We start from the raw sequence: 21,127 nt of genomic DNA, 5'->3' as shown, positions 1-21,127 counted from the left end.
CTCAACGGTCGCCACACCGGCGCCGCGGCCAGCGCGCGGAGTTTGATTTGGAGCGGGCGATGGGAATCGAACCCACGACATACAGCTTGGGAAGCTGTCGTTCTACCACTGAACTACGCCCGCGCGGATCATAAGCACATTGTTTCTGTACCGCTTTCGTTTTGCGCGCGCAAGTGGGCCGCTCGCGCGCATGCGCGAGGCGCCGGGTTCGGGAAAACAGCCGAAAGGTGGGAAACCAGCCCGAAGCGCCGGACAGGGGCTGCAAAATTCTCATAATTCCTTGTTCAATATAGGCTTTACTTCCATGTCGTGTTATGACATTTTTTGTGTATATAAAGACACGCTTGATGTTTATAAAAGCGGACCATGTCTTCGGACACGGCCATTTCCGATCCGCCGACGAGGCTCAAGATGGCGACAGCGCAATATCGTCCCCGTGATTTCTCTCATCCCGAGCGAGTCGAGGCGTTCACCGATTTCAGCAAAACGCCGCAAGCGCGTCCGCTGGAACGCGAACTTTCCATCGGAGACAGATTGACCGAGGCGCAGGCGCAATCGCTGGATTGCCCCCTGCTTCACGACTTCGGACTCGAGCTGCGCGACATACGCAGCGGCGCGCCCTCCTATTCGCCAAAAGGCGAGAGGGAATTCGCCGGAATCTATGAAGTGCGCCCTGCTTCCGCTTGACGCGAAGGTCGCGGGGCGGGCGATCATCCCGCCTCGAAATGCTTGGACAGTTTCAGTCCCTGCCCCTGGTAGTTCGACACGCCACTTTCGCCGTAGAGCGCCTCCGGCTTCTCGGCCATCCGCTCATAGACCAGCCGGCCGATATATTGCCCGTCCTCGAGAATGAACGGCACTTCGCGGGAGCGCACCTCCAGCACGGCGCGCGCGCCCGGGCGTCCGTCCGGCGCCGCGCCGAAGCCGGGGTCGAAGAAACCTGCGTAATGAACGCGGAACTCCCCGATCGCCGCGTCCATCGGCGCCATTTCGGCGGCGAGGTCGGGCGGGATGGCGAGGCGCTCGCGCGAGGCGAGGATGTAAAAATCGCCGGGATCGAGAATGAGGCGGCCGTCGCGGGCGGGCAGACGATCCCAATAGTCGTCGATCCGATAGGCGCCGATGCGGTCGACGTCGATGACGTCGGTGTGTTTCTGCGCACGATAGCCGATGACTCCGCCGAAGGCCTCGGCGCCGAGCGCGACCCGCAGCACGACGCCGTCACGCAGGTTCAGTTCGCCATCGACGAGCGGCGCTTTCTTTTGCAGCTCGGCCAGCGCCGCGTCGTTCAGCACGACGCTCCCCTGCCCCGCATCCGTCCCTCGCGCGCGAAAACGCAGTTGATTGAGCCGCGAGCCCATGCGCACGCGCACGGAGAAACTGCGGGGCGAGACCTCGGCGAAAAGCGGGCCGATGTAGCCGGGCGCGACCTCGTCGAAGCGATCGCCGCCATCGGCGATGAGACGAGTGAAAATATCGAGGCGGCCGGTGGAACTCTTTGGATTGGCGGCGCCCGAGACATCCGCGCCGAGGGAAAGACCCTCCATCAGCGGCACGACATAGACGCAGCCCCGCTCGAGAATCGCGCCCTCGCCATCGAGCGAGATCTCGTCATAGGCGAGCGCGGAGAGAATGTCGCCGACGCGCCGGTCCTTGCCCGGCAGGAAGCTCGCGCGCACGCGATAGGCCTTGGGGCCGAGCCGCAGATCGAGGCTCGCGGGCTGAACCTGCCCGGCGGCGAGCGGCGCGGAAACGCGGATCGCGCCGGCTTCCGCCATCGCCTGAATCTGTCGGCTGGAGAGCACGCCGCCCTGCGCTGATCCTGTAGGCGCCATGCCCATCGATACCTCTGACCCTCGAAAATTCGGTTGCGCGACCATACAGCCCGGCCATGCGGCTAGCCAGCACGGCTTCAGAGCGGCAGCCGCTTCTGGCTTTCCGCATAGCCCCTGCCCGGCCGCGGGTCCATCTCGGGGCTCGCGAAAAACGCCGCCGCGTCGCGCCTGATCTCCTCCCGCCGCTCGTCGCTCATCGCGTCGAACGTGCGAAGCGGCATGGCGAGGCGGGGCGTGCGCGGCAGCCGGCTGCGGTTTTCGATGAAGAAATTCCAGTAGAGATAATTGAAGGGGCAGGCTGTCGGCCCGGCCTTTGCCGCGACGTCATGGCGGCAATTCCTGCAATAGTCGGACATCCGGTTGATATAGGCGCCGGAGGCCGCATAGGGCTTCGACGCGAGCGCGCCGCCGTCGGCGAAGATCGCCATGCCATGAACATTCGGCAGTTCGACCCATTCGAAGGCGTCGGCGTAGACGACGAGATACCATTCCTCGATCTCGCGCGGCGCGACGCCCGCGAGCAGCGCGAAATTGCCGACGACCATCAATCGCTGGATATGGTGCGCGTAGGCGTGGCGGCGGGTCTCGTCGATGACCTGCCCGAGACAGTTCATCGAGGTTTCGCCGGACCAGAAAAACCATGGAAGGGGGCGCGTCGCGTCGAGCGCGTTCGTCTCGGCGTATTCGGGCATACGCAGCCAGTAAATTCCGCGCACATATTCGCGCCAGCCGAGGATCTGGCGGATGAAGCCCTCGACCGCGTTGATCGGCGCGGCTCCCGAGAGATAGGCGCGCTCCGCGGCGACGCAGATTTCGCGCGGCGTCAGCAGACCGACATTGAGATAGGGCGAGAGGACCGCATGATAGAGAAAGGGCTCTCCGCTCTTCATCGCATCCTGAAAGTCGCCGAAGTATGGCAGGCAATTTGCGATGAAATCATCCAGCGCGATCCGTGCGTCCGCACGCGTCACCGCCCAGCCGAAGGGCTCCAGATCGCCGAAATGTTCGGCGTAGCGCGTCGCCGTCAGCTTCAGGATCTCGCGGGTCGTATCGTCCGGAGCAAAGCGCGGGCGCTGCGGCGCGCGAAACTTCGCCGGCAGGGGCTTGCGATTTTCCGGATCGAAATTCCATTTGCCGCCGACCGGCGCGTCGCCCTCCATCAGCAGGCCCGTCCGCCGGCGCATATCCCGGTAGAAAAACTCCATGCGCAGCGTCTCGCGCCGCCCGGCCCAGCGGGAGAAATCCGCGCGCGAGCAGAAGAAGCGGTCGTCGTCCCGGATCTCCACCGGAAGCCCCAGCATCGCCGACCAGCCGAGCATCATCTCGCGCACCCGCCATTCTCCGGGCTCGGTCACGACGATCCGATCGGGCTTGTGGCGGGCGACGGCGCGGGCCAGCTCGCTGGTGAAGTCGCCGCGGTTTTCAGCGGCGTCGAGACGCACGTAATCGACGACAAGCCCCTCCGCTCGCAACTCCTGAGCAAAATGGCGCATCGCGGCGAGGATGAAGGCGATCTTCTGCTTGTGGTGGCGAATGTGGCGCGTCTCGGCGTCGACCTCGGCCATCAGCACAACGTCTTGCGCCGGATCAATTCCGTCGAGCGCGGAGATCGAGCGCGTCAGCTGATCTCCCAGAAGGAAGCGCAGGGTCTTCGTCATTCGGCCGAACTTTCCCGTGAAGGCGGCGACAAGGGACTTACCGTCCGGCGCGGCGACTTCAAAGAGACGATTGACAGCGGCGGCGGGTTTTCGGATTAGTGCCTCGTGGTTATTTGAGCCGGCCGGCTTGCCGCCACGAAAAACAAAGCGCTAAAAGGCCGGGTCTTCCGCAGGGAACCCGCTTTTTCGCCGCGGCGCGAGATTTCTCGCGCTTTTGGGTCATGGCGCGTCCACGCGCCGGAAGGAGAAGACATGTCCGCCGACGCTCCGCGCAAGAAACTGAAGCCCGCGACGCAACTCGTGCATGGCGGGACGCTGCGCTCCCCCTTCGGCGAAATGTCGGAGGCGCTGTTCCTTACCCAGAGCTTCGCCTATCCGACGATGGAAGCCGCCGAGGCGCGCTTCAAGGGCGATGATCCGGGCTTCATCTATTCGCGATTCTCGAACCCGACCGTGGCGATGTTCGAGCAGCGCATGTGTCTGCTGGAAGGCGCCGAGGCGGCCCGCGCCACCGCGAGCGGCATGGCCGCCGTCACCGCGAGCCTGCTGGCGCAGGTGAAAGCCGGCGATCACGTCGTCGCGGCGCGCGCGCTGTTCGGTTCCTGTCTTTATGTCGTGGAGGATCTGCTGCCGCGACTGGGCGTCGCCTCGACACTCGTCGACGGCGCGGACCTTTCGCGGTGGAAAGCCGCCGTGCGGCCGGAGACGAAACTCTTCTTCCTCGAAAGCCCGACGAATCCGGGGCTCGACGTCTATGACCTGAAGGCGATCGCCGACATTGCCCATAACGCCGGAGCCAAGCTCGTCGTCGACAATGTCTTCGCGACGCCGATGCTGCAGAAGCCGTTCGAATTCGGCGCGGACGTCGTCGTCTATTCGGCGACGAAGCACATCGACGGTCAGGGCCGGTGTCTCGGCGGCGTCATTCTCGCCTCTCAGGCGCTGATCGAGGAAAGCATTCATAACTTCCTGCGCCAGACTGGCCCGGCCATGTCGCCCTTCAACGCCTGGGTGATGCTGAAAGGCCTCGAAACCCTGCCCCTGCGCGTCGCGCAGCAGGCGTCGAGCGCCGCGAGGATCGCGGACTTCCTCGCCGAGCAGAAGGGCGTGACGCGTGTGCTCTACCCCTTCCGCAAGGACCATCCGCAGGAGGAGCTGGCGCGACGGCAGATGCTGGGCGGCGGAACGCTGGTGAGTTTCTACGTGGAAGACAAGGCGGCCGCCTTCAGGCTCGCCAATGCGCTGCAAGTGATCAAGATTTCCAACAATCTCGGCGACGCCAAGAGTCTCATCACCCATCCCGCGACGACGACGCATCAGCGCCTCTCGCCCGAGGCGCGCGCGACGCTCGGCATCACAGAGGGGATGCTGCGGTTGTCGGTCGGTCTGGAGGACGTCGACGACCTCGTCGACGATCTGGCGGCAGGGCTGGCGGCGGTCGGGCGCGGCTGACCGCGCCCGCGCTTCGCCTCAGCGCGGCGCGCGCTTGCGCGCCGTCGCAATTCGCAACGCAGCGACGCTTTCCTGCTTCACGCATTCGGCGACAAAGAAAGTCGCCGCCAGGACCGCGCCGGCGATTTCGAGGCTCACGCCCGAGAATAATTCAACCATTGCTTCATTCCTCCCGCGCCGCCGATTGGCGGCTTTTCGACGCCTGAAATTCGCGTCGGCGGCGCAAGGAGAGAAACGTCGCCGACGCAAACCGCCTGTGAGGGTCAAGCGGGTTCGAGCGGCGGCGCGCGAGGCCGGTGGGAGAGACGGGATCGGGGCGTCGGCGCAGCGCGGTCCGCCACCATCCAGGGAGTCGTCGTCCGCTGGAAGGGCGCCGCGCCGACTGAACCGGGCCGCGCCGCAATTGGCGCAGCGCCGCAGCAGGAGAGCTGGCAAATGAAACAGTCGCCGCTGCGGTCCTGATTGGGGCCCGGCCGCCCCGTCTGCGCGTCGGGAGAGGGAGCGCCCGACGCGTAACAGATGAAAAAGGACGCAAACGAATCGTCCGCATTCCCCGAGTCGCCGAGCTTGGCGAAGCCGGGCGCGAGCGGCAGCGCGGCCCAGAGAGCCGCAGCCGCCAAAAGCAGCGCGACGCCCAGCCGGCCCATGCCGCCCGACGCGGAGAACGCATATCGTTGCGTCATGAGCGGAATCAGCCCGCTTCGAACGAAAGACGCGAAAAGCGCGCCCGCCGCTCGAGGTCGATCAGACGGATCGCGCCTCTCTTGTTGTTTCGCCATGCGGCTGTCCCGGGGATGATCGCGGCGAGCGTCGCCATCTCCGCCTCGCGGCTTTCGCGCGTCTTCAATTCCTCGAGAGCCTTGCTCGCGACGATGTTCTCCCGGCCGTTGGGCCGTCGCCTGTGGTTCATGAATCTTCTCCTGATCCGCCGTCTGACGCGGCGTTGCAATCGCCACGTCGCTCCCCCGCGGTTCGGGACGCGGTCAGGGACGACGCAGCAGCTCGATGTTGCGATGATCAGGAGAGGGAGGGCGGCGCGCGGGCCTGTCGGGAATGTTCGTGATGAGGCGTCGGCAGTGCGCCGTCTGCCAATGTCCAGTCGAGCGCGGTCCATTGGACCGGCGCCATGCCGGAAGACAGGAGTCGCGCTGCAAGCGGAGCCGAGCCGTCACAGAAGGCCTGACATAGCGCGCAGGCGTCCCGATGACTGTGGAGCTGGCCGGGGGTCTGCTGGCGATCGTCAGCGGAGCCCGCGGCCTTCAGGCACAGATCGATCGATTCGCTGGCTTCCCCGAACGCCTTCGCAACGGCGACATTGCCCGCGGCCGGCGCAAAGACCTGCACGGTCAGAGCCAGCGCGACAAGCAGAATGGTCAGCCAATTGCGGCGCATGAAAGGAAACCTGCGAACTGCGCGCGCAGCGCGCGCGAGAGCAATACAAGCAAAAACCGAGCGCCTCGGCAAGCGGCTCTGCTCGCCGAGGCGCATCAAAGCGTCAGAACTTGAACTTCACGCCGCCCTGGAAGAGACGCGGATTGCCGGCGTAGATCGAGCCGGTGCCGAATTGCGCCAGCTGGAAATAGCCGTTCTGGACAACCAGACCGTTAACCAGCGCGACCGTGTTCGAGATGTTGTTGGCCGACGCGACCCAGTTGTTGTCGAAGATGTTCCGCACCTCGAAATAGGCGGTGAAGTGCTTGAGCGGCCAGGAGTTGTCGATCTCCCGGTCGAAATGGACATTGGCGTTGACGAGGCCGTAGCCCGGGATCGTCAGCACGTTGCCATTGTCGATGAAATAGGAGCTCTGGTAGTTGTATTCGACGAAGGCGCCCAAGCCCTTGAAGTCGCCATGAGGGTGATCATAGGCGAGACGCGCCGTGGCGTTATGCGGCGCAACGCCCGGGATCTTGTAACCAGCGCGGTTGAAGTAGCCGGTTTGGGTCGCGGTGCCAAGCGTTTCCGTGAAATCCGTGAAGATCTGGTTGTTGTAAGTGTAATTCGCCAACACCCGCCAGCCGTCGAGCGGACGCCAGTCCGCCTGCGTCTCGACGCCGCGATGCACGGAGCCCGGGGCGTTGAAGGTATAGTTCAGCAGGCCTGCGCCCGGCGACTGGGTCAGTTGCTCGTCCTGATACCACTCGTGGAAGCCCGTAAGGCTGAAGGTCAGGGTTTCGTCCGGATTCCAGTCGAATCCGATGTCGATGCCCGTATTGCGCTGCGTCTTCAGATCGACGTTAGCCCCCGGACGCCCTTGCGAAGTCACGAACAACTGACCCGGATTGGGCGTGCCATAACCGCTCGAAGCGCGGAAACGCGTCCTCAACTCCGGCGTGGCCTGCCAGGTGACGGAGGCTTCCGGGCCGAAGTTCCAATAGGTCTTGTTCACCGGAATGCCGCGCCAGGTCGCGATCTGCCCCAGGGCCGGGCCGTTCGTCACATAGGTGAACTGGTCCTGCAGGGCAGCGATCTTCGTCATTTCTGCGGAGAGGCCGAGGACCATCGTCAGGTCCTTGGAAAGCGCGACCTCCTCGCGACCGCGCGCGCCGAGGTTTTGCATCATCGCATTCTGCTTCGACTGCAGGGCGCCCGTGGCGCCGTTGCCGACCGGCAGGGTGTTGTTGGTGTAGCTCGTATAGCGCGTGCGGTTGAAGTAGAGGCCGGCGAAATGCCGCGCCTCGTAGCCGCCGAGCGTTCCGATCTGCGTGATGTCCGTGCTGGCGTTTACAGCCGGCTCATCCTGCAGCGCGGCCGTGGCGCCGGTCGGCTGTATGATGTTCTTGTCGTCATAGATGACCTGCGTCCGCCATTTGGTGTTGGCGTCGAAATCATGCTCCCAGCGCAGGCCGAGCACGTCGCGGCGGTCGTTTCGGTTGAAGCCCGCGAGATAGGCGGTGGTCTGATAGCCTGCCCCGCCCGACCCGTTCAATCCATTGAGCGGGACGAACGCGCCGCCGCAATAGGAACGGGCCAGATAGCCGCCCGGCGTGGACGAGCCGAGCGGCGGAATGACGTAACAGCCGACCTGGAAGGGATTGTTGTAGTACTGGTTGAGCGACAGTCGGGACGAGAGGTCGCCATAGAGCTGGTTGTGGATGAATTTGAAGGTCAGAAGATCGTTCGGCGTCACCTGCCAGCGCGCCGTCGCATTGACGGTCTGCGTGTCGTAGCGGTTGTGGAGCGTCCAGCCGTCGCCGCGCACGTCGCTCGCGAAAATCGCGATGTCGACATTTTCGGTCTTCTTGCCGATCGCGGTGAAGTTGTTGAGATAACCGAAGGACCCGAATTCGCTGCCGATCTCGACGCCGTCGATTTCGGCGCCCGTGCGGGTGCGGAAGTTGATCGCGCCGCCATTGGCGAAGTTGCCGAACAGGGCCGACGAGGGGCCGCGATAGACGTCCACGCCGGCATAGGCGTGCGGATCGGTCAGGTCGGTGCGCGACAGGCCGTCCGGCTGCGTGACGGAGAAGCCGTCCTCGAGCATCACGATGTTGCGAACGCCGAAGCCGTTGCGCGCCGAAGAACCGCGAATCGAGATGACGACGTCACGAGGACCGTTGCCCATCTTGAAGGAGACGCCAGGGCTGTATTGCAACAACTCGCGAACGGTCACGAGCGGCTGATTGACGAAATTCTTGCCACTGACGGTCGTGAACGTTTGGCCGGTCGGGTCGCGGTAAACGGGAAGCTCCAGCTTGCGGGGGCTGAAGCCGGGAGGGGCCGACGGCGCCGAAACAGGCGCGGGGGCCGGGGTCGAGGCGGCGACGCGGGCCGGGCCCACCGGGCGAGGCGCAGACGGGCCCTGCCGCGCCGGGCCGCGGGCGCCGCCGACGTCGATGGTCGGCAAGGATTGTTGCGCGAGCGCCGACGAGGCGAGAAGCAGGCCGAGCGTGTTGGCGGACGCGGCGGCGAGTAAATGTAAACGACGGGTCATATGGGCGTTTCCTTGAGCACAGACGGCTCGCAACCCGAGCGGCGCCCGCCCCGACAAGGGCGAACGAGCCGACTCCACGGGCGGCGGAGCTGATATTTGGGACTGCGCGAGCATCGAGGCGGCGCTATACTGTCACGCTTGGGGAACAGGGTCGCGTCCGCGCCGGTCAGGGCGCATGAACAGACGCGAATACGTCACGCGGCCGCAGGGGGCGCCCGCGCCCGGCTGGTTTGCGCAGCGCGCGAAACGAGCCGCAGGATCTCCGACGAAGTGAATCCGATGACGGCGCAGCTGCGGCGCTCGAGGACAATGTCCGTGCGTTGATCGATTGATACCGTCGGCGGTCCGGCGCAGAGCAGGCATGACAGACACATGATGTGCCGTCCGTCATGGCTCCCCGCCTTCCCGGCGGGCTCGCCGTGATGCGGCCCGCGCATGAAATCGCAATGCCCGGAGACCGCTTGCGGCGACGCGCCCGTCGCGGCGTGCGCGACGCTCACGCCGCCGGCGATGGTCTGAAAGACCATTGCCAGCGCGAGCAGCAATGCGCGGAGAGCCGAAGGACGCATTCTCGATCCCGTTGAAAACGACTTGGTAATTATCCTTCAAGGCCAGGCGCAAACCAAGCCGGCGAGGGCCCCGCAGGCTTCAAATCCTTGCGTTGTGTCAAATTTGTCACTACCGCGACCTTGGCTATGTACATAAACGCGCCAGCGGGCGCCTGCACAAAGAGATTCCCCTTTGTAGAAAGCCGTTCTAAGTTTGCTGGATCATGTATATCGCCATCACCCGAGACATTCAGGTCACGGCCCTGCCCGACTTTCTGCCGGATCGCTCGGATCCTGCGGAGAACCGCTATTTCTGGTCCTACACGATCGAAATCGCCAATCTGGGGCGCGTGCGCGTGCGGCTCATTTCCCGCCACTGGATCATCATCGACGCGAATGGGCGCCGCGAAGAAGTGCGCGGTCCGGGCGTCGTCGGCGAGCAGCCGGTGCTGGAGCCCGGCGAGACCTTCCGCTACGCCTCGGGCTGTCCGCTCGCGACGCCGTCCGGCCTGATGCAGGGCGCCTACCGGATGGTCACCGATTCGGGCGAAGCCTTCGACGTCGAAATTCCCGCCTTCTCCCTCGACAGCCCGCTCTCGCGTCCGACGTTGAACTGATGGACGACCTCGAACGCGCAATCGAGATGACCGGCCGCCTGGTCGCCTTCGACACCGAGAGTTCGAAGTCGAATCTGCCGCTGATCGATTTCGTCGAATCCTATCTGCGTCAGCAGGGCGTCCCCTTCGTCCGCGCGCCGAACGCGAAGGGCGACAAGGCGGCGATCTTCGCCACCATCGGCCCCGACGAGCCGGGCGGCGTTCTGCTGTCGGGCCATACGGACGTCGTGCCGGTCGAGGGGCAGGACTGGAGCAGCGATCCCTTCACCATGCGGCGCGAGGCGGGCCGCCTCTACGGTCGTGGAACCGTGGACATGAAGGGCTTCGGCGCCGTCGCGCTCGCGATGATCCCGGTTTTCAGAAAGGCGGCGCTGGCGCGGCCGATCCATATTCTTCTGAGCTATGACGAGGAAACGACCTGCCTCGGTCCGCTCGACATGATCGCGCGGCTCGGCGTCGATCTTCCGAAGCCGGCCGCGGTGATCGTCGGCGAGCCGACGTCGATGCAGGTCGCCGACGCGCACAAGAGCGTCACGACGCATGGCACCCATGTGACCGGCTTCGAGATCCACTCCGCCAATCTGCATCGCGGCGTCAGCGCCGTCCACGTCGCCTGCCGGCTCGTGGTTGAGCTCGAGCGCATCGCCGCGGAGCTGCGCGCAGCCGGGGATCCCACCGGGCGCTTCGATCCGCCTTATTCCACAATTCACGTGGGCGTCATCCACGGCGGCACGGCGCGCAACATCGTCGCGAAGGACTGCACGTTCCAATGGGAATTCCGCGGGCTGCCGGGCGCGAGGCCGACGCTCGCGCTCGACCGTCTCGAAACCTATATCGACGGGCTGCGCGAGACGATCTTCGCCGGTTTTCCGCAGGCGGGCGTTGAAACCATCACGGAAAACGAGATTCCCGGCCTTGCGCCCCAGCCGGGGTCGGCCGCCGAGACGCTGGCGCTGCGGCTTGCGCGGCGCAACAGCACCATCGCCGTGCCCTACGCCACAGAGGCGGGGCATTTTCAGGAGGCGGGCGTTCCCACTGTCGTCTGCGGCCCCGGGCGCATCGACCAGGCGCACCAGCCCAACGAATATATCGACATCGCTGAACTGGCGGCCTGTGTCGATTTCATGCGCCGGCTGGCCAGCGAACTGGGGAATTGACGCCAACCGGCTCCTTCAGTTGGCGCCGCCGAGCGATCGAGCAATCGAGCTTCGGGCCTCCAGAGCGCGGCGGCGCTGAAATCCGTCAATAATGGTCGTAGCAGGAGCGGATGCCGCCCCGGATCGAGCAGCAGCGCTGGAAGGGCTCCCTGAAGCGGTTGGTCCAATTACGGCACCCGGTCCACCCCTCGCTGGCGGCGTAGGACGCCGGAGCTTGAGTAATTCGACCTGAACCGGGCCTGGGCACTTCCCAGTCCCGCAAGGGACGGCTGGGCCCTGTCCCGCCGCGGACGTAGGAATTGTGATAGCCGCCGCCATTGTAGCCGCCGCCATATGCGCCGTAACCACCGTGGTTGCGGTGGCCATATCCGCCCCCGCGGTAGCCGTCGCCACGGTAGCCATATTCTCCACCGCCCCGGTAGCCGTCGCCCCTGTGGCCGTCATGATGGCGATGACCGCCGCCGCCATTCAGTAGCGCCGCCCCGACAGCGAGTGCGCCGAGGCCAAGACCCACACCGGTGGCGACGTCATTGGCTGTGCTGTTCGACGTGTTGCCGGACCCGACCGGGCGGCCGCCGCCGCGATTACCTCGTTGCCAGTTCTGAGCGAAAGACTCGACTGGGGCCGCCGCGCATAATGCGAGCGCCATTCCGATACACAATACGCTTTTCATTATTCTACCCCCCTGCTGCCCGCCCTTTAAGGGCTTCGAACTCGCCGGGGCCGCGACATTGTCCCTGCGCCCGCTCGAGCGCATTGACTGTCAACGAATTGTCAACGAATGGTCAAGCTTAAACTTCGAAAAATTCATAAAATTTTAAATATTTATTCATCAGATCCTCTGTCAAATACATGCTTAAGAAAAATTACTGATGGGAAATAATAGTAAAAATTGCCAGCCCCAGCGATTAACTAAAATCGCTGGGGAGGGGAATACTCACTTCACGAAGACGAAGTGGCGAACCCTTTTGTGTAATCAGCAAACCCAAACCCACTGACCATACCACCAGCGCCAGCAGCCGCCGCGGTATCCGCCATAGGTCCCGCCCCAGCCCCAGCCGCCGCCGCGCCAGCCGGGGCGGCCCCAGCCCCAGCCGCCATGATGCCCCCAACCGCCGCCGTGCCAGCCGCCGTGACCACCGTGCCAACCACCGCCCCCATGCCAGCCGCCGCCATGCCAGCCGCCGGCGAACGCCGGCCCTGACGACATCAGGGCGCCGGCCACGAGAGCCGCGCAAGAAACCTTCTTAAGCAACATGTTACTCCTCCAGAAACTTGCTCACACGCACATCCGTGAGCACGCCACATCTACTCGGCCCGCACGCCCCTCCGCTGTGAGCGGGCGCACGCCCCGATCACGATTTGCGGCCAAAACGCTTCCGCCACGGCAACATGACAACTCTCCGCACGCGCTGGCGTTCCCCAAATACAAGCTAAAGCATTACCTTTCTTTTCCGTAACGATTAATTCTCATGCGCATCCATCCGCGACCGCGCCGCGCGCCATTCGCGGAACAGCGCCATCCGGCATTGCTTTCGGCAAGTGAGCGGCTATAGTCCGCGCCCGTTCCGACGCCTGCCCGACGCCCGCCGCGCGCGTCGCGCTCCGACCAAAAGAGACGCTGCGATGAAATTGATACCGGACGCCATGGCGCAAGCCGAACAGCCCGCCCCGACCGCCCCCGCCGCGCCGACGCCGCCGACGTCTCCGACCGCGAACACCCAAACTGGAACAGCGGTCCCGGGCCAGCCCGACCCGAACCAGCCGCCCTCGCTGCCCGACCTCATGGCTCAGCTCATCCCGATCTTCGTCGTGATGGGCATCGTCTACATCCTCGTCATCCGCCCCCGCGCGCGCCGCGAGAAAGAGCAGCTGGCCGCGCTGCGCAACGTCCGCCGCGGCGACACGATCGTCACGACCGGCGGCGTCGTCTGCAAGGTGACTCGCGCGATCGACGACGCCGAAGTCGAGGTCGAAATCGCTCCCAACGTCCGCGTCCGCCTCCTCCGCACGGCGATCGCCGAAGTGCGCGCCAAGGGCGAGCCCGTGAAGGAGGCTCCGGCGCCGGCGCCCAAGCCCGCCGCGGAGGCCAAGCCCGCGTCCGGCAAGGCCGCGAGGTCGTCGGACACGAAAGCCAAATCCTGATTTTTCGGGAAAATCCCGATCACTCTGACAGAATAGCGACACGATGCTGCGATTCTCGACCTGGAAATTCATTGCCATCGTGGCGATGACGCTCGCCGCCGTCCTCGTGGTGGCGCCGAGCATGCTGTCGCCATCGAATTACGAGGCCTTGAAGTCGCGGCTGCCGTCCTGGCTGGAGCCGCCGAAGATCGTCCTCGGCCTAGATTTGCAGGGCGGGTCGCATGTGATGCTCGAGGTCGACAGGCCGGACGTCATGAGCACGCTGGTCAGGAACCTGCGCGACGACGTCCGGCGCATTCTTCGCGAGGAGAAGGTGGCGATCACCGGCGGCATCGGCGCGACGGCGCGCGGCGTGCAGGTGCGCATCGCGGACGCCGCCGACCGCGAGAAGGTTCTTCCCAAATTCCGGCAGCTGAGGAACAGCTTCAGCTCGCGTCTCGTCGGCGGCCCGTCGCCGCTCGACGTTGAGGAATCGGCGGACGGCCTGATTCGCATCGCCGTCACCGACGTCGGCGTGACCGACAAGCTGCGCCGCGCGGTCGATCAGTCGATCGAGGTCATTCGCCGCCGCGTCGACGCGCTCGGCACGCGCGAGGCGTCGATCCAGCGCCAGGGCGACGACCGCATCCTCGTCCAGGTGCCCGGTCTTCAGGACCCCGAGCAGCTGAAGACGATCCTCGGCCAGACCGCGAAACTCGAATTCCGCCTCGTCGCCGAACCGGGGCAGAACCCGGCGGAGACCGAGGAGCTCGAGCAGACCGATCAGGAAGGCAAGATCGCGATCGAGAAGCAGGTCATGGTCCAGGGCGAGGACCTCACCGACGCCCAGCCGGGCTTCGACCAGCAACGTAGCGGCGAGCCGGTCGTGAATTTCCGCTTCAACATCCGCGGCGCGCAGAAGTTCGGCGAGGTCACTTCGAAGAACGTCGGCCGCCTCTTCGCCATCGTTCTCGACAACAAGGTGATTTCGGCGCCGCGCATCCTGACGCCGATCACCGGCGGCTCGGGCCAGATTTCCGGCCATTTCACGGTCGAACAGGCCAATAATCTCTCGATCCTGCTGCGCGCCGGCGCCCTGCCCGCGAAGCTCAACATCGTCGAGGAGCGCACGGTCGGCCCCGGCCTCGGCCAGGACTCGATCGACGCCGGCAAGCGCGCCGCCTATGTGGGCGCCGGCCTCGTGGTGGTCTACATGCTGATCACCTACGGCGTCTTCGGCGTCTTCGCCAATCTCGCGCTTTTCGTGCACATCGCCTTCATCTTCGCCGGCCTCGTGCTGCTCGGCTCGACGCTGACGCTGCCCGGCATCGCCGGCATCGTGCTCACGATCGGCATGGCGGTGGACTCGAACGTGCTGATCTACGAACGCATCCGCGAAGAGAATCACGCCGGGCGCTCGATCCTCGCCTCGCTCGACGCAGGCTTCAACCGGGCCTTCGCGACCATCGTGGACTCGAACGTCACCATGTTCGTCGCCGCGGCGATCCTCTACTTCCTAGGCTCCGGCCCGGTGCGCGGCTTCGCCGTGTCGCTTGCGCTCGGCATCCTCACCACCATCGTCACCGCCGTGACCATGACGCGCATGATGATCGCCGTCTGGTATCACTACGCGCGTCCGACCAAGCTGCCGATTTAAAAGGGCGAAACCACGATGAAACTCCTGCGCCTCGCCCCGGAGAACACCAAATTCCCCTTCATGCGCTTCCGGCGCGTGAGCTATCCCTTCTCGGCGGTGCTGTCGCTGATCGCCGTCGCGCTCTTCGTGTTCAAGGGCATGAACTTCGGCATCGACTTCGCCGGCGGCACGGTCATCGAGCTGCGCGCCAAGTCGGGCGCTGCGGAAGTCGGCACGTTGCGCACGCTCGGCGAGAGCCTGAAACTCGGAGACATCGAGGTGCAGGCCTTCGGCAACCCCGCCGACGCCACCCTGCGCTTCGGCCTGCAGGGACAGGGCGAACCCGCCAAACAGCAGGAAGCGGTGGAGCGCGTGCGCGCCGCCGTCGGCGCCGATTACGACCTGCGCCGCGTCGAGGTCGTTGGCCCGCGCGTCTCGAACGAACTCGTGCAGTCCGGCACGCTCGGCGTCGTCCTGTCGATCATCGCGGTGCTGACCTATCTCTGGTTCCGCTTCGAGTGGCAGTTCGCCATCGGCGCGGTCATCGCGACGATGCACGACCTGCTGCTGACGGTCGGCTTCTTCTCGATCACGCAACTCGAATTCAACACGACCTCGATCGCCGCGATTCTCACAATTGTCGGCTATTCGCTGAACGAGACCGTCGTCGTTCTCGACCGTATTCGCGAGAACATGCGCAAATACAAGAAGATGGCGACGGCGCAGATGATCGACATGTCGATCAACGCCGTTCTGCCGCGCACGATCATGACCGCGACGACAGTTATGCTCGCCCTTCTGTCGCTCGTCATCTTCGGCGGACAGGTGATCCGATCCTTCTCGCTCGCGATGATCTGGGGCATTTTCGTCGCGACCTATTCCTCGATCTTCATCTGCTCGCCGATGCTGATCTATCTCGGCCTGCGCAACGAGGACGCTGACAGGAAGCAGAAGCCGGAAGCCGAGCCGGAGCAGGAGATCGAGCTTCAGCCGGAATCCTTCGTGTCAATGTATGACGACGTCGGCGACGCGCCCGTCCCAGCCGCGCCGGCGCCCAGGCGCGCCGCGCCGAAATCCGCCGCGTCGAAGGGTGGATCGAAGTCCGGGCCGCGGCGCAACCGGCCGAAGCAGGGCTGATCGCCGCGAGACGCGCCATGACAGCCGCTCAGGGCTATGTCCCTGGCCGACACAGGATCGAGGATTACGGCAACGGCGGCTTTCGCTTCGCCGATATGTCGCATCGCGGCTCGATCCTCGCGCTGCCCACCGGCATAAGGGCGATTGCGGCGACGGACTGGAAAGACATAGACGCCGCGACGATCGACTTCGCCCTGTCCGATTCGGGGGGGCTCGACATTTTCATCGTCGGCACGGGCAAGGATCTGGCGCCGCTCGCCTCCGCACTCCGGGCCAGATTGCGCGACGCGGGCGTCGGCTGCGAGTCCATGGCGACAGGAGCGGCGGTCCGCACCTACAACATGCTGCTCGACGAAGGCCGCCGGGTCGGCGCGCTGCTGATCGCCGTCTGATGGCCGCCGCGCAGGAGCATTACGCCCAGTGTGAAGCGCTGCTGCGGGAGCGCGACAGGGATCTCTGGCTCGCCTGCCTTTTCGCGCCGCAGCCCGCGCGCCAGTATATTCACGCCATTTACGCCTTCGCGATCGAGGCGCGAGACGTGCGCGCCAAGGTCACACAGCCGCTGCTCGGCGAGATGCGGCTGCGCTGGTGGACGGACGCGCTGACGACCGAAGCGGCGACCGGCGAAGGCGCGCGCGCCCATCCGATCGCCGACGCGCTGCTCGACACGATTGCGCAATTCGCCCTGCCCCGCGAAGAATTCGTTGCGCTGGCCGACGCGCATGCTTTCGATCTCTACGACGACCCGATGCCCACGCTCGAGGCGCTCGAAGACTATTGTCGCGCGACGGTCGCCGGGCCGATGCGCTGGGCGGCGCGGATTCTCGGCGCGCCGGCGTCCCGCGCATTCGAGGAGGCAGGCGTCGCGCTCGGCCTTACGCGCGTTCTGCGCGCGCCGGCGGGCGCTTTTGTCCCTCTGGACGTTCTTGCGCGTCATCACGCCGATGTTCACGCCGATTCGCCCGGCCTGCGGGCTGCGCTCGCCGAGCTGCGGTCGACGGCGCGCGCGCATTACGACGAGGCGCGCCGCGAAGCCGCCACCCTCTCCGCTGGCCGCGAGGCCCTGCTGCCGGCCGCGACGGTTCCGCTTTTTCTGGAGCGGATGGCGCGAAAGGATTACGATCCGATGCGCACAGCGGCGGAGCCCTCGCCGTTGCGCCGGCAATGGCGGCTCTGGCGCGCCGCCCGCGGCGTCGGGCTTTGATGAGGCGCCTCGACTGACAGGATAAATGCGATGGCCCCCGCCCGTGACGCCTATGACGACGATGCGCGCCGCTTGCGCCTCGATACGCTGATATTCCTTCGCTGGATCGCGATCACCGGCCAGACCATTGCGCTCGTCACCGTCTATTACTTCCTGGGCTTCGATTTTCCGGTCGGTCTCTGCTTCGTCTTCATCGTCGCCTCGGCGACACTGAACTTCGGCCTGCGCTACGGCACGTCGCGCAGCTTTCGTCTGGGAGACCTCGAAGCGGCGGTGCTGCTGGGCTACGACATCATCCAGCTCGGCTTTCTGCTTTATCTGACCGGCGGCCTCACCAACGGCTTCGCGATGCTGTTCCTTGCGCCGGTGACGATTTCGGCCGTGTCTCTGCCGCGCAATCTGACGCTTCTCCTCGGCATCTCGATGCTCGCCGTCGCGACCTTTCTGACCGTCGAATACATGCCGCTGCCCTGGTACGAGAACGAGAAGCTGTCCTTCCCGATCCTTTATCGCGCGAGCATCTGGGCGGCGCTCGCGCTCAGCGCGGCGTTCATCGCCATCTATGCGCAGCGCGTCTCGGACGAATCGCGCCTGCTCGCCACCGCCCTCGCCGCCACCGAACTCGTGCTCGAGCGCGAGCAGCATCTCTCGCAGCTCGACGGGCTGGCGGCGGCGGCGGCGCATGAGCTCGGTACGCCGCTCGCCACCATCACGCTGATCGTCAAGGAGCTGCAAAAGAGCGCGACCGGCGCCGCGCCGGAATTGCGCGACGATCTCGCGCTGCTGGCCCAGGAAACCGCGCGTTGCCGCGAAATCCTCTCCAAACTGGCCTCTCTGGGCGCCGAGGACCAGGGCAGCATGATGAACGTGCAGTCGATCGATACGCTCATCGAGGAAGTGATTGAGCCGCAGCGCGAATTTGGCGTCAAGGTGGAGGTGTCGAAACGAGGCTCCTCGAGCCCTCCGGCCATCGCGCGAAATCCCGGAATCATCTACGGACTCGGAAATCTCGTCGAAAACGCCATCGACTTCGCGGACTCGCGCGTGCGGGTGGACGCCGCCTGGACGAAGGATCTGGTCGTCATAACGATCGAGGACGACGGACCCGGATTCTCGCCAGCGATCCTAGACCGGCTGGGCGACCCCTATCTGCGCGGACGGCCGACCGAACGGCGGACGAAGAATGAGGCGGAGTCTGGCCTTGGTCTTGGCCTCTTCATCGCCAAGACGCTGCTGGAGCGCTCCGGCGCGACGGTGGAGACCACAAATGTTTCACCGCCGCGAACGGGCGCCGTCGTCAGGGTCGTGTGGCCCCGGTCCGCGCTCGAAATCATTCCGGCCAAGGCAAAGTCAGGATCCGGTCAATCCAACGAAACCGCTATGATCGACACAGCGAAGCCGGTAAAGTAGATTTGATAATTATCAGGTTGGGAAAAATGTCAGAGACAGCCCGGGAAGACATGAGCGACCTCGACCACGACACGACGGATAATTCCGTCACCTCGGAAGAGCTGGCGACGCCGGCGTTGCCGGACGACCGCTCGCTGCTGATCCTCGACGACGACAAGCCGTTCCTGACGCGCCTGACACGCGCAATGGAGTCGCGCGGTTTTGTCGTGACGCCATGCGAAACGGTCGCCGAAGGGCTTGCGGCGCTCGAATCCTCGCCGCCCGCCTTCGCCATCATCGACATGCGCCTCGCCGACGGCAACGGCCTCGACGTGATTTCCAAACTGAAGGCGTCGCGTCCGGAGGCGCGCGGCATCATTCTGACAGGCTACGGCAACATCGCCACGGCCGTGACGGCCGTGAAGCTCGGCGCTTTCGACTATCTCGCGAAACCCGCCGACGCCGACGAAATCTATCATGCGCTGATGGCGACGCAGATCGACAAGCCGGACGCGCAGGAAAATCCGATGTCGGCGGATCGCGTGCGCTGGGAACACATCCAGCGCGTATTCGAGTCCTGCGACCGCAACGTCTCGGAGACGGCGCGTCGGCTCAACATGCATCGCCGCACGCTCCAGCGCATTCTGGCCAAGCGCGCGCCACGCTGACGCGAACCCGGATTTGCCGGGTTCGCATTCTTGCATGTGTTGTCGCGAGTGCGGACGGAATGCCGCGCGCGCTTTTCCTGATCGCGCTCCAGTCGATCAGAACTGTTCATCCCGAAAGGCGAGCGCGCAATAGCGCTCGGCTGCGTGCGCGCCGAAACGAACCAGCATGGCGCGACGACTCGCGGGCGCGAGCCGCAGGACCGGCGCCTCGCGCTCAAGCATTCCGCCATGCGCGTCGGCGACGATGAGGCCGGCGTCGGCCGGGAAAATCCCTGCGTCCAGCTCCATCGGAATCGCGAAATAGAATCGGTCGCAATAATCGCGGTAGCGGGTCCATTTCGAGTCGGCGCGAAAGTCGGCGTAGCTCGACTTGACCTCGACAATTCGCAACCCGCCATCCGGGGAAAGGGCGACGAGATCGGCGCGATGCCCGTTCGGCAGGGGCAATTCGGCGATCACCGCAAAGCCGCATGCGCGAAGATAGCGCCGCGCGCCGCGCGTGACGCAGCGCGTCATCTCGGGGCGTGAATTGAGGAGCTCGGAAGACTCCATCCCTTTCTCTCCATCTGCGAAGCGGTGAACGGCCAGCATGGCGCGTCGCCAAATCGCCGGCAAGCGTGGTAATCTTCGCCGGTTATCTCGCGGCGACCAGCCGCATTCCCGCAACTGGCCCGCCGCATGAAGAAACTGCTCGCCGTCCTGGTGTTCTCAATCGCTGGCGTCGCTATCCCCGCCTCCGGCGCGGAGCGCGTCGTCAATATTTTCAACTGGAGCGACTACATCGACCCGGGCGTGCTAGAGGATTTCACCCGGGAAACCGGCGTCAAGGTCATCTATGACACTTATGACTCCAACGAGATGCTCGAGGCTCGGCTCCTTGCCGGCGATACGGGCTATGACATCGTCGTGCCCTCGGCGACATTCCTGCAGCGCCAGATAAAGGCCGGCGTGTTGCAGCCGATCGATCGCAGGCGTCTGGCCAACGCAGCAAATATTTGGCCGGAGATCGACGGCAAGCTTTCGCGCTACGATCCGGGCAGCGCGCACGCCATCAACTACATGTGGTACACGACCGGCATTGCCTACAATGTCGCGAAAATTCAGCAGCGCATCGGCAAGCCGATCACGAGCTGGGAGCAGGTGCTGCGTCCTGAGGCGCTGAAAAAATTCGCCGACTGCGGCGTCTATGTGCTCGACAGTCCCGAGGACATGTTCTCGATCGCGCTCAACATGCTGAAGCTCGATCCGAACTCCAAAAATCCCGACGATCTGCGCCGCGCCGCGGATTTCCTCGCGCCATTGCGCAGATATGTGAAGAAATTTCACTCATCCGAATATATCAATGCGCTGGCGAATGGGGACATCTGTCTTGCCATCGGCTGGGCGGGCGACAGCCTGCAGGCGCGCAACCGCGCGCGCGAAGCCGGCGCCGACGTGGACATCGCCTATGTCGTGCCCGCCGAAGGCACGCTGATGTCGCTCGACAATCTCGCGATCCCGAAAGACGCGCCGCATCTCAACGAAGCCTATCTATTCATCGACTATCTGCTGCGTCCCGATGTCGCCGCGCGCAACACCAATGCGACGAATTTCGCCAATGGCGTCGGGCCATCGCGCGCGCTGATCGACAAATCGATCGCCGACGATCCGTCGATCTATCCCAATGAAGCGACGATGCGCCGTCTGTTCACCGTCACCGCCGCCGATCAGCCTGCACAGAAGCTGATGACGCGGCTATGGACAATGGTGAAGACGGGCAAGTAGCGAGCAG

Annotated in this window: 23 protein-coding genes, 1 tRNA gene and 1 riboswitch; of the genes, 12 read left to right on the top strand and 12 right to left on the bottom strand. The window is 64.8% G+C overall.

The window, feature by feature from the left end:
• Positions 1–48 precede the first annotated feature (48 nt).
• Positions 49–123: transfer RNA gene (locus LG047_RS17405), tRNA-Gly, on the bottom strand.
• A gap of 243 nt (positions 124–366) precedes the next feature.
• Here LG047_RS17405 and LG047_RS17400 point away from each other — a divergent pair.
• Entirely contained in the window at positions 367–687 is a 321-nt protein-coding gene (locus LG047_RS17400) for a hypothetical protein (RefSeq protein WP_227967988.1), read from the top strand.
• A gap of 23 nt (positions 688–710) precedes the next feature.
• Here LG047_RS17400 and LG047_RS17395 read toward each other — a convergent pair whose 3' ends face one another.
• Both LG047_RS17395 and LG047_RS17390 read right to left on the bottom strand, forming a co-directional pair.
• On the bottom strand, positions 711–1,835 hold the full coding sequence (locus tag LG047_RS17395; protein ID WP_370635074.1) for a 2'-deoxycytidine 5'-triphosphate deaminase: 1,125 nt from the start codon (positions 1,833–1,835) through the stop codon (positions 711–713).
• Positions 1,836–1,912: 77 nt separating this feature from the next.
• Positions 1,913–3,493, bottom strand: a complete 1,581-nt coding sequence (locus tag LG047_RS17390) for a cryptochrome/photolyase family protein (RefSeq protein WP_227967986.1) — start codon at positions 3,491–3,493, stop codon at positions 1,913–1,915.
• Positions 3,494–3,588: 95 nt separating this feature from the next.
• Positions 3,589–3,667, top strand: a riboswitch (SAM riboswitch).
• A 78-nt stretch (positions 3,668–3,745) separates the two neighbouring features.
• Between LG047_RS17390 and LG047_RS17385 the strand changes: the two genes are divergently transcribed.
• A complete protein-coding gene (locus LG047_RS17385) occupies positions 3,746–4,945 on the top strand; it encodes an O-succinylhomoserine sulfhydrylase (protein ID WP_227967985.1) in 1,200 nt (399 codons plus the stop codon).
• Positions 4,946–4,963: 18 nt separating this feature from the next.
• Here LG047_RS17385 and LG047_RS17380 read toward each other — a convergent pair whose 3' ends face one another.
• The 6 genes from LG047_RS17380 to LG047_RS17355 form a co-directional block, all read right to left on the bottom strand.
• Entirely contained in the window at positions 4,964–5,104 is a 141-nt protein-coding gene (locus tag LG047_RS17380; RefSeq protein WP_227967984.1) for a hypothetical protein, read from the bottom strand.
• A 104-nt stretch (positions 5,105–5,208) separates the two neighbouring features.
• On the bottom strand, positions 5,209–5,628 hold the full coding sequence (locus LG047_RS17375) for a hypothetical protein (RefSeq protein ID WP_227967983.1): 420 nt from the start codon (positions 5,626–5,628) through the stop codon (positions 5,209–5,211).
• Between the two features lie 8 nt (positions 5,629–5,636).
• Positions 5,637–5,855 (bottom strand): hypothetical protein, encoded by a 219-nt coding sequence (locus LG047_RS17370; RefSeq protein ID WP_227967982.1) that lies wholly within the window; start codon positions 5,853–5,855, stop codon positions 5,637–5,639.
• Positions 5,856–5,962: 107 nt separating this feature from the next.
• Entirely contained in the window at positions 5,963–6,337 is a 375-nt protein-coding gene (locus LG047_RS17365; protein ID WP_036286550.1) for a DUF2946 family protein, read from the bottom strand.
• 103 nt (positions 6,338–6,440) lie between these two features.
• Entirely contained in the window at positions 6,441–8,876 is a 2,436-nt protein-coding gene (locus LG047_RS17360; RefSeq protein ID WP_227967981.1) for a TonB-dependent receptor, read from the bottom strand.
• 194 nt (positions 8,877–9,070) lie between these two features.
• The gene (locus tag LG047_RS17355; RefSeq protein WP_227967980.1) at positions 9,071–9,445 is read right to left on the bottom strand and encodes a hypothetical protein; all 375 of its coding nucleotides are present in this window, start codon (positions 9,443–9,445) and stop codon (positions 9,071–9,073) included.
• Positions 9,446–9,648: 203 nt separating this feature from the next.
• Here LG047_RS17355 and apaG point away from each other — a divergent pair, with 203 nt between their 5' ends.
• Together apaG and argE are read left to right on the top strand one after the other, a co-directional pair.
• Positions 9,649–10,041, top strand: coding sequence for a Co2+/Mg2+ efflux protein ApaG (gene apaG / locus LG047_RS17350; RefSeq protein ID WP_036280203.1), 393 nt, complete (start codon positions 9,649–9,651; stop codon positions 10,039–10,041).
• Entirely contained in the window at positions 10,041–11,198 is a 1,158-nt protein-coding gene (gene argE / locus LG047_RS17345) for an acetylornithine deacetylase (RefSeq protein WP_227967979.1), read from the top strand. Before apaG ends, argE begins: the two co-directional genes overlap by 1 nt.
• An 85-nt stretch (positions 11,199–11,283) precedes the next feature.
• On the opposite strand, the gene LG047_RS17340 is transcribed toward argE, so the two are convergent.
• Together LG047_RS17340 and LG047_RS17335 are read right to left on the bottom strand one after the other, a co-directional pair.
• Positions 11,284–11,871 carry a hypothetical protein gene (locus LG047_RS17340; RefSeq protein WP_227967978.1) on the bottom strand — a complete coding sequence of 196 codons (588 nt, stop codon included), beginning with the start codon at positions 11,869–11,871 and terminating at the stop codon, positions 11,284–11,286.
• 303 nt (positions 11,872–12,174) lie between these two features.
• Positions 12,175–12,456 carry a hypothetical protein gene (locus LG047_RS17335; RefSeq protein WP_227968539.1) on the bottom strand — a complete coding sequence of 94 codons (282 nt, stop codon included), beginning with the start codon at positions 12,454–12,456 and terminating at the stop codon, positions 12,175–12,177.
• A gap of 368 nt (positions 12,457–12,824) precedes the next feature.
• Between LG047_RS17335 and yajC the strand changes: the two genes are divergently transcribed.
• From yajC to LG047_RS17300, 7 genes are read left to right on the top strand one after another with little or no spacing between them, the layout of a single operon-like run.
• Positions 12,825–13,343 carry a preprotein translocase subunit YajC gene (yajC, locus tag LG047_RS17330; RefSeq protein ID WP_227967977.1) on the top strand — a complete coding sequence of 173 codons (519 nt, stop codon included), beginning with the start codon at positions 12,825–12,827 and terminating at the stop codon, positions 13,341–13,343.
• 43 nt (positions 13,344–13,386) lie between these two features.
• Positions 13,387–14,979 carry a protein translocase subunit SecD gene (gene secD, locus LG047_RS17325; protein WP_227967976.1) on the top strand — a complete coding sequence of 531 codons (1,593 nt, stop codon included), beginning with the start codon at positions 13,387–13,389 and terminating at the stop codon, positions 14,977–14,979.
• Between the two features lie 15 nt (positions 14,980–14,994).
• Positions 14,995–16,095, top strand: a complete 1,101-nt coding sequence (gene secF / locus LG047_RS17320; RefSeq protein ID WP_227967975.1) for a protein translocase subunit SecF — start codon at positions 14,995–14,997, stop codon at positions 16,093–16,095.
• A 17-nt stretch (positions 16,096–16,112) separates the two neighbouring features.
• The gene (locus tag LG047_RS17315) at positions 16,113–16,487 is read left to right on the top strand and encodes an Mth938-like domain-containing protein (RefSeq protein ID WP_036280190.1); all 375 of its coding nucleotides are present in this window, start codon (positions 16,113–16,115) and stop codon (positions 16,485–16,487) included.
• Positions 16,487–17,299 carry a squalene/phytoene synthase family protein gene (locus LG047_RS17310; protein ID WP_227967974.1) on the top strand — a complete coding sequence of 271 codons (813 nt, stop codon included), beginning with the start codon at positions 16,487–16,489 and terminating at the stop codon, positions 17,297–17,299. Before LG047_RS17315 ends, LG047_RS17310 begins: the two co-directional genes overlap by 1 nt.
• A gap of 30 nt (positions 17,300–17,329) precedes the next feature.
• A complete protein-coding gene (locus LG047_RS17305; RefSeq protein WP_227967973.1) occupies positions 17,330–18,709 on the top strand; it encodes an ActS/PrrB/RegB family redox-sensitive histidine kinase in 1,380 nt (459 codons plus the stop codon).
• Positions 18,710–18,759: 50 nt separating this feature from the next.
• Positions 18,760–19,356 carry an ActR/PrrA/RegA family redox response regulator transcription factor gene (locus LG047_RS17300; protein ID WP_227968524.1) on the top strand — a complete coding sequence of 199 codons (597 nt, stop codon included), beginning with the start codon at positions 18,760–18,762 and terminating at the stop codon, positions 19,354–19,356.
• A gap of 96 nt (positions 19,357–19,452) precedes the next feature.
• Here the strand turns inward: LG047_RS17300 and LG047_RS17295 are convergent, their stop codons facing one another.
• Entirely contained in the window at positions 19,453–19,908 is a 456-nt protein-coding gene (locus tag LG047_RS17295; RefSeq protein ID WP_227967972.1) for an MmcB family DNA repair protein, read from the bottom strand.
• Between the two features lie 126 nt (positions 19,909–20,034).
• Between LG047_RS17295 and LG047_RS17290 the strand changes: the two genes are divergently transcribed.
• Positions 20,035–21,120: a polyamine ABC transporter substrate-binding protein gene (locus tag LG047_RS17290; protein WP_227967971.1), complete on the top strand. Its 1,086-nt coding sequence runs from the start codon at positions 20,035–20,037 to the stop codon at positions 21,118–21,120.
• Positions 21,121–21,127 lie beyond the last annotated feature (7 nt).

Source organism: Methylocystis sp. WRRC1, assembly GCF_020733155.1.
Taxonomy (GTDB): domain Bacteria; phylum Pseudomonadota; class Alphaproteobacteria; order Rhizobiales; family Beijerinckiaceae; genus Methylocystis.
The sequence above is the reverse complement of the archived record's forward strand: the minus strand, read 5'-3'. Positions and strand labels throughout refer to the sequence as shown.

Bases quoted from the DNA above. Each gene is read 5' to 3' on its own strand.
- LG047_RS17400 (WP_227967988.1), top strand. From the start codon at position 367: ATGTCTTCGGACACGGCCATTTCCGATCCGCCGACGAGGCTCAAGATG.
- LG047_RS17395 (WP_370635074.1), bottom strand. From the start codon at position 1,835: ATGGCGCCTACAGGATCAGCGCAGGGCGGCGTGCTCTCCAGCCGACAG.
- LG047_RS17390 (WP_227967986.1), bottom strand. From the start codon at position 3,493: ATGACGAAGACCCTGCGCTTCCTTCTGGGAGATCAGCTGACGCGCTCG.
- LG047_RS17385 (WP_227967985.1), top strand. From the start codon at position 3,746: ATGTCCGCCGACGCTCCGCGCAAGAAACTGAAGCCCGCGACGCAACTC.
- LG047_RS17380 (WP_227967984.1), bottom strand. From the start codon at position 5,104: ATGGTTGAATTATTCTCGGGCGTGAGCCTCGAAATCGCCGGCGCGGTC.
- LG047_RS17375 (WP_227967983.1), bottom strand. From the start codon at position 5,628: ATGACGCAACGATATGCGTTCTCCGCGTCGGGCGGCATGGGCCGGCTG.
- LG047_RS17370 (WP_227967982.1), bottom strand. From the start codon at position 5,855: ATGAACCACAGGCGACGGCCCAACGGCCGGGAGAACATCGTCGCGAGC.
- LG047_RS17365 (WP_036286550.1), bottom strand. From the start codon at position 6,337: ATGCGCCGCAATTGGCTGACCATTCTGCTTGTCGCGCTGGCTCTGACC.
- LG047_RS17360 (WP_227967981.1), bottom strand. From the start codon at position 8,876: ATGACCCGTCGTTTACATTTACTCGCCGCCGCGTCCGCCAACACGCTC.
- LG047_RS17355 (WP_227967980.1), bottom strand. From the start codon at position 9,445: ATGCGTCCTTCGGCTCTCCGCGCATTGCTGCTCGCGCTGGCAATGGTC.
- apaG (WP_036280203.1), top strand. From the start codon at position 9,649: ATGTATATCGCCATCACCCGAGACATTCAGGTCACGGCCCTGCCCGAC.
- argE (WP_227967979.1), top strand. From the start codon at position 10,041: ATGGACGACCTCGAACGCGCAATCGAGATGACCGGCCGCCTGGTCGCC.
- LG047_RS17340 (WP_227967978.1), bottom strand. From the start codon at position 11,871: ATGAAAAGCGTATTGTGTATCGGAATGGCGCTCGCATTATGCGCGGCG.
- LG047_RS17335 (WP_227968539.1), bottom strand. From the start codon at position 12,456: ATGTTGCTTAAGAAGGTTTCTTGCGCGGCTCTCGTGGCCGGCGCCCTG.
- yajC (WP_227967977.1), top strand. From the start codon at position 12,825: ATGAAATTGATACCGGACGCCATGGCGCAAGCCGAACAGCCCGCCCCG.
- secD (WP_227967976.1), top strand. From the start codon at position 13,387: ATGCTGCGATTCTCGACCTGGAAATTCATTGCCATCGTGGCGATGACG.
- secF (WP_227967975.1), top strand. From the start codon at position 14,995: ATGAAACTCCTGCGCCTCGCCCCGGAGAACACCAAATTCCCCTTCATG.
- LG047_RS17315 (WP_036280190.1), top strand. From the start codon at position 16,113: ATGACAGCCGCTCAGGGCTATGTCCCTGGCCGACACAGGATCGAGGAT.
- LG047_RS17310 (WP_227967974.1), top strand. From the start codon at position 16,487: ATGGCCGCCGCGCAGGAGCATTACGCCCAGTGTGAAGCGCTGCTGCGG.
- LG047_RS17305 (WP_227967973.1), top strand. From the start codon at position 17,330: ATGGCCCCCGCCCGTGACGCCTATGACGACGATGCGCGCCGCTTGCGC.
- LG047_RS17300 (WP_227968524.1), top strand. From the start codon at position 18,760: ATGAGCGACCTCGACCACGACACGACGGATAATTCCGTCACCTCGGAA.
- LG047_RS17295 (WP_227967972.1), bottom strand. From the start codon at position 19,908: ATGGAGTCTTCCGAGCTCCTCAATTCACGCCCCGAGATGACGCGCTGC.
- LG047_RS17290 (WP_227967971.1), top strand. From the start codon at position 20,035: ATGAAGAAACTGCTCGCCGTCCTGGTGTTCTCAATCGCTGGCGTCGCT.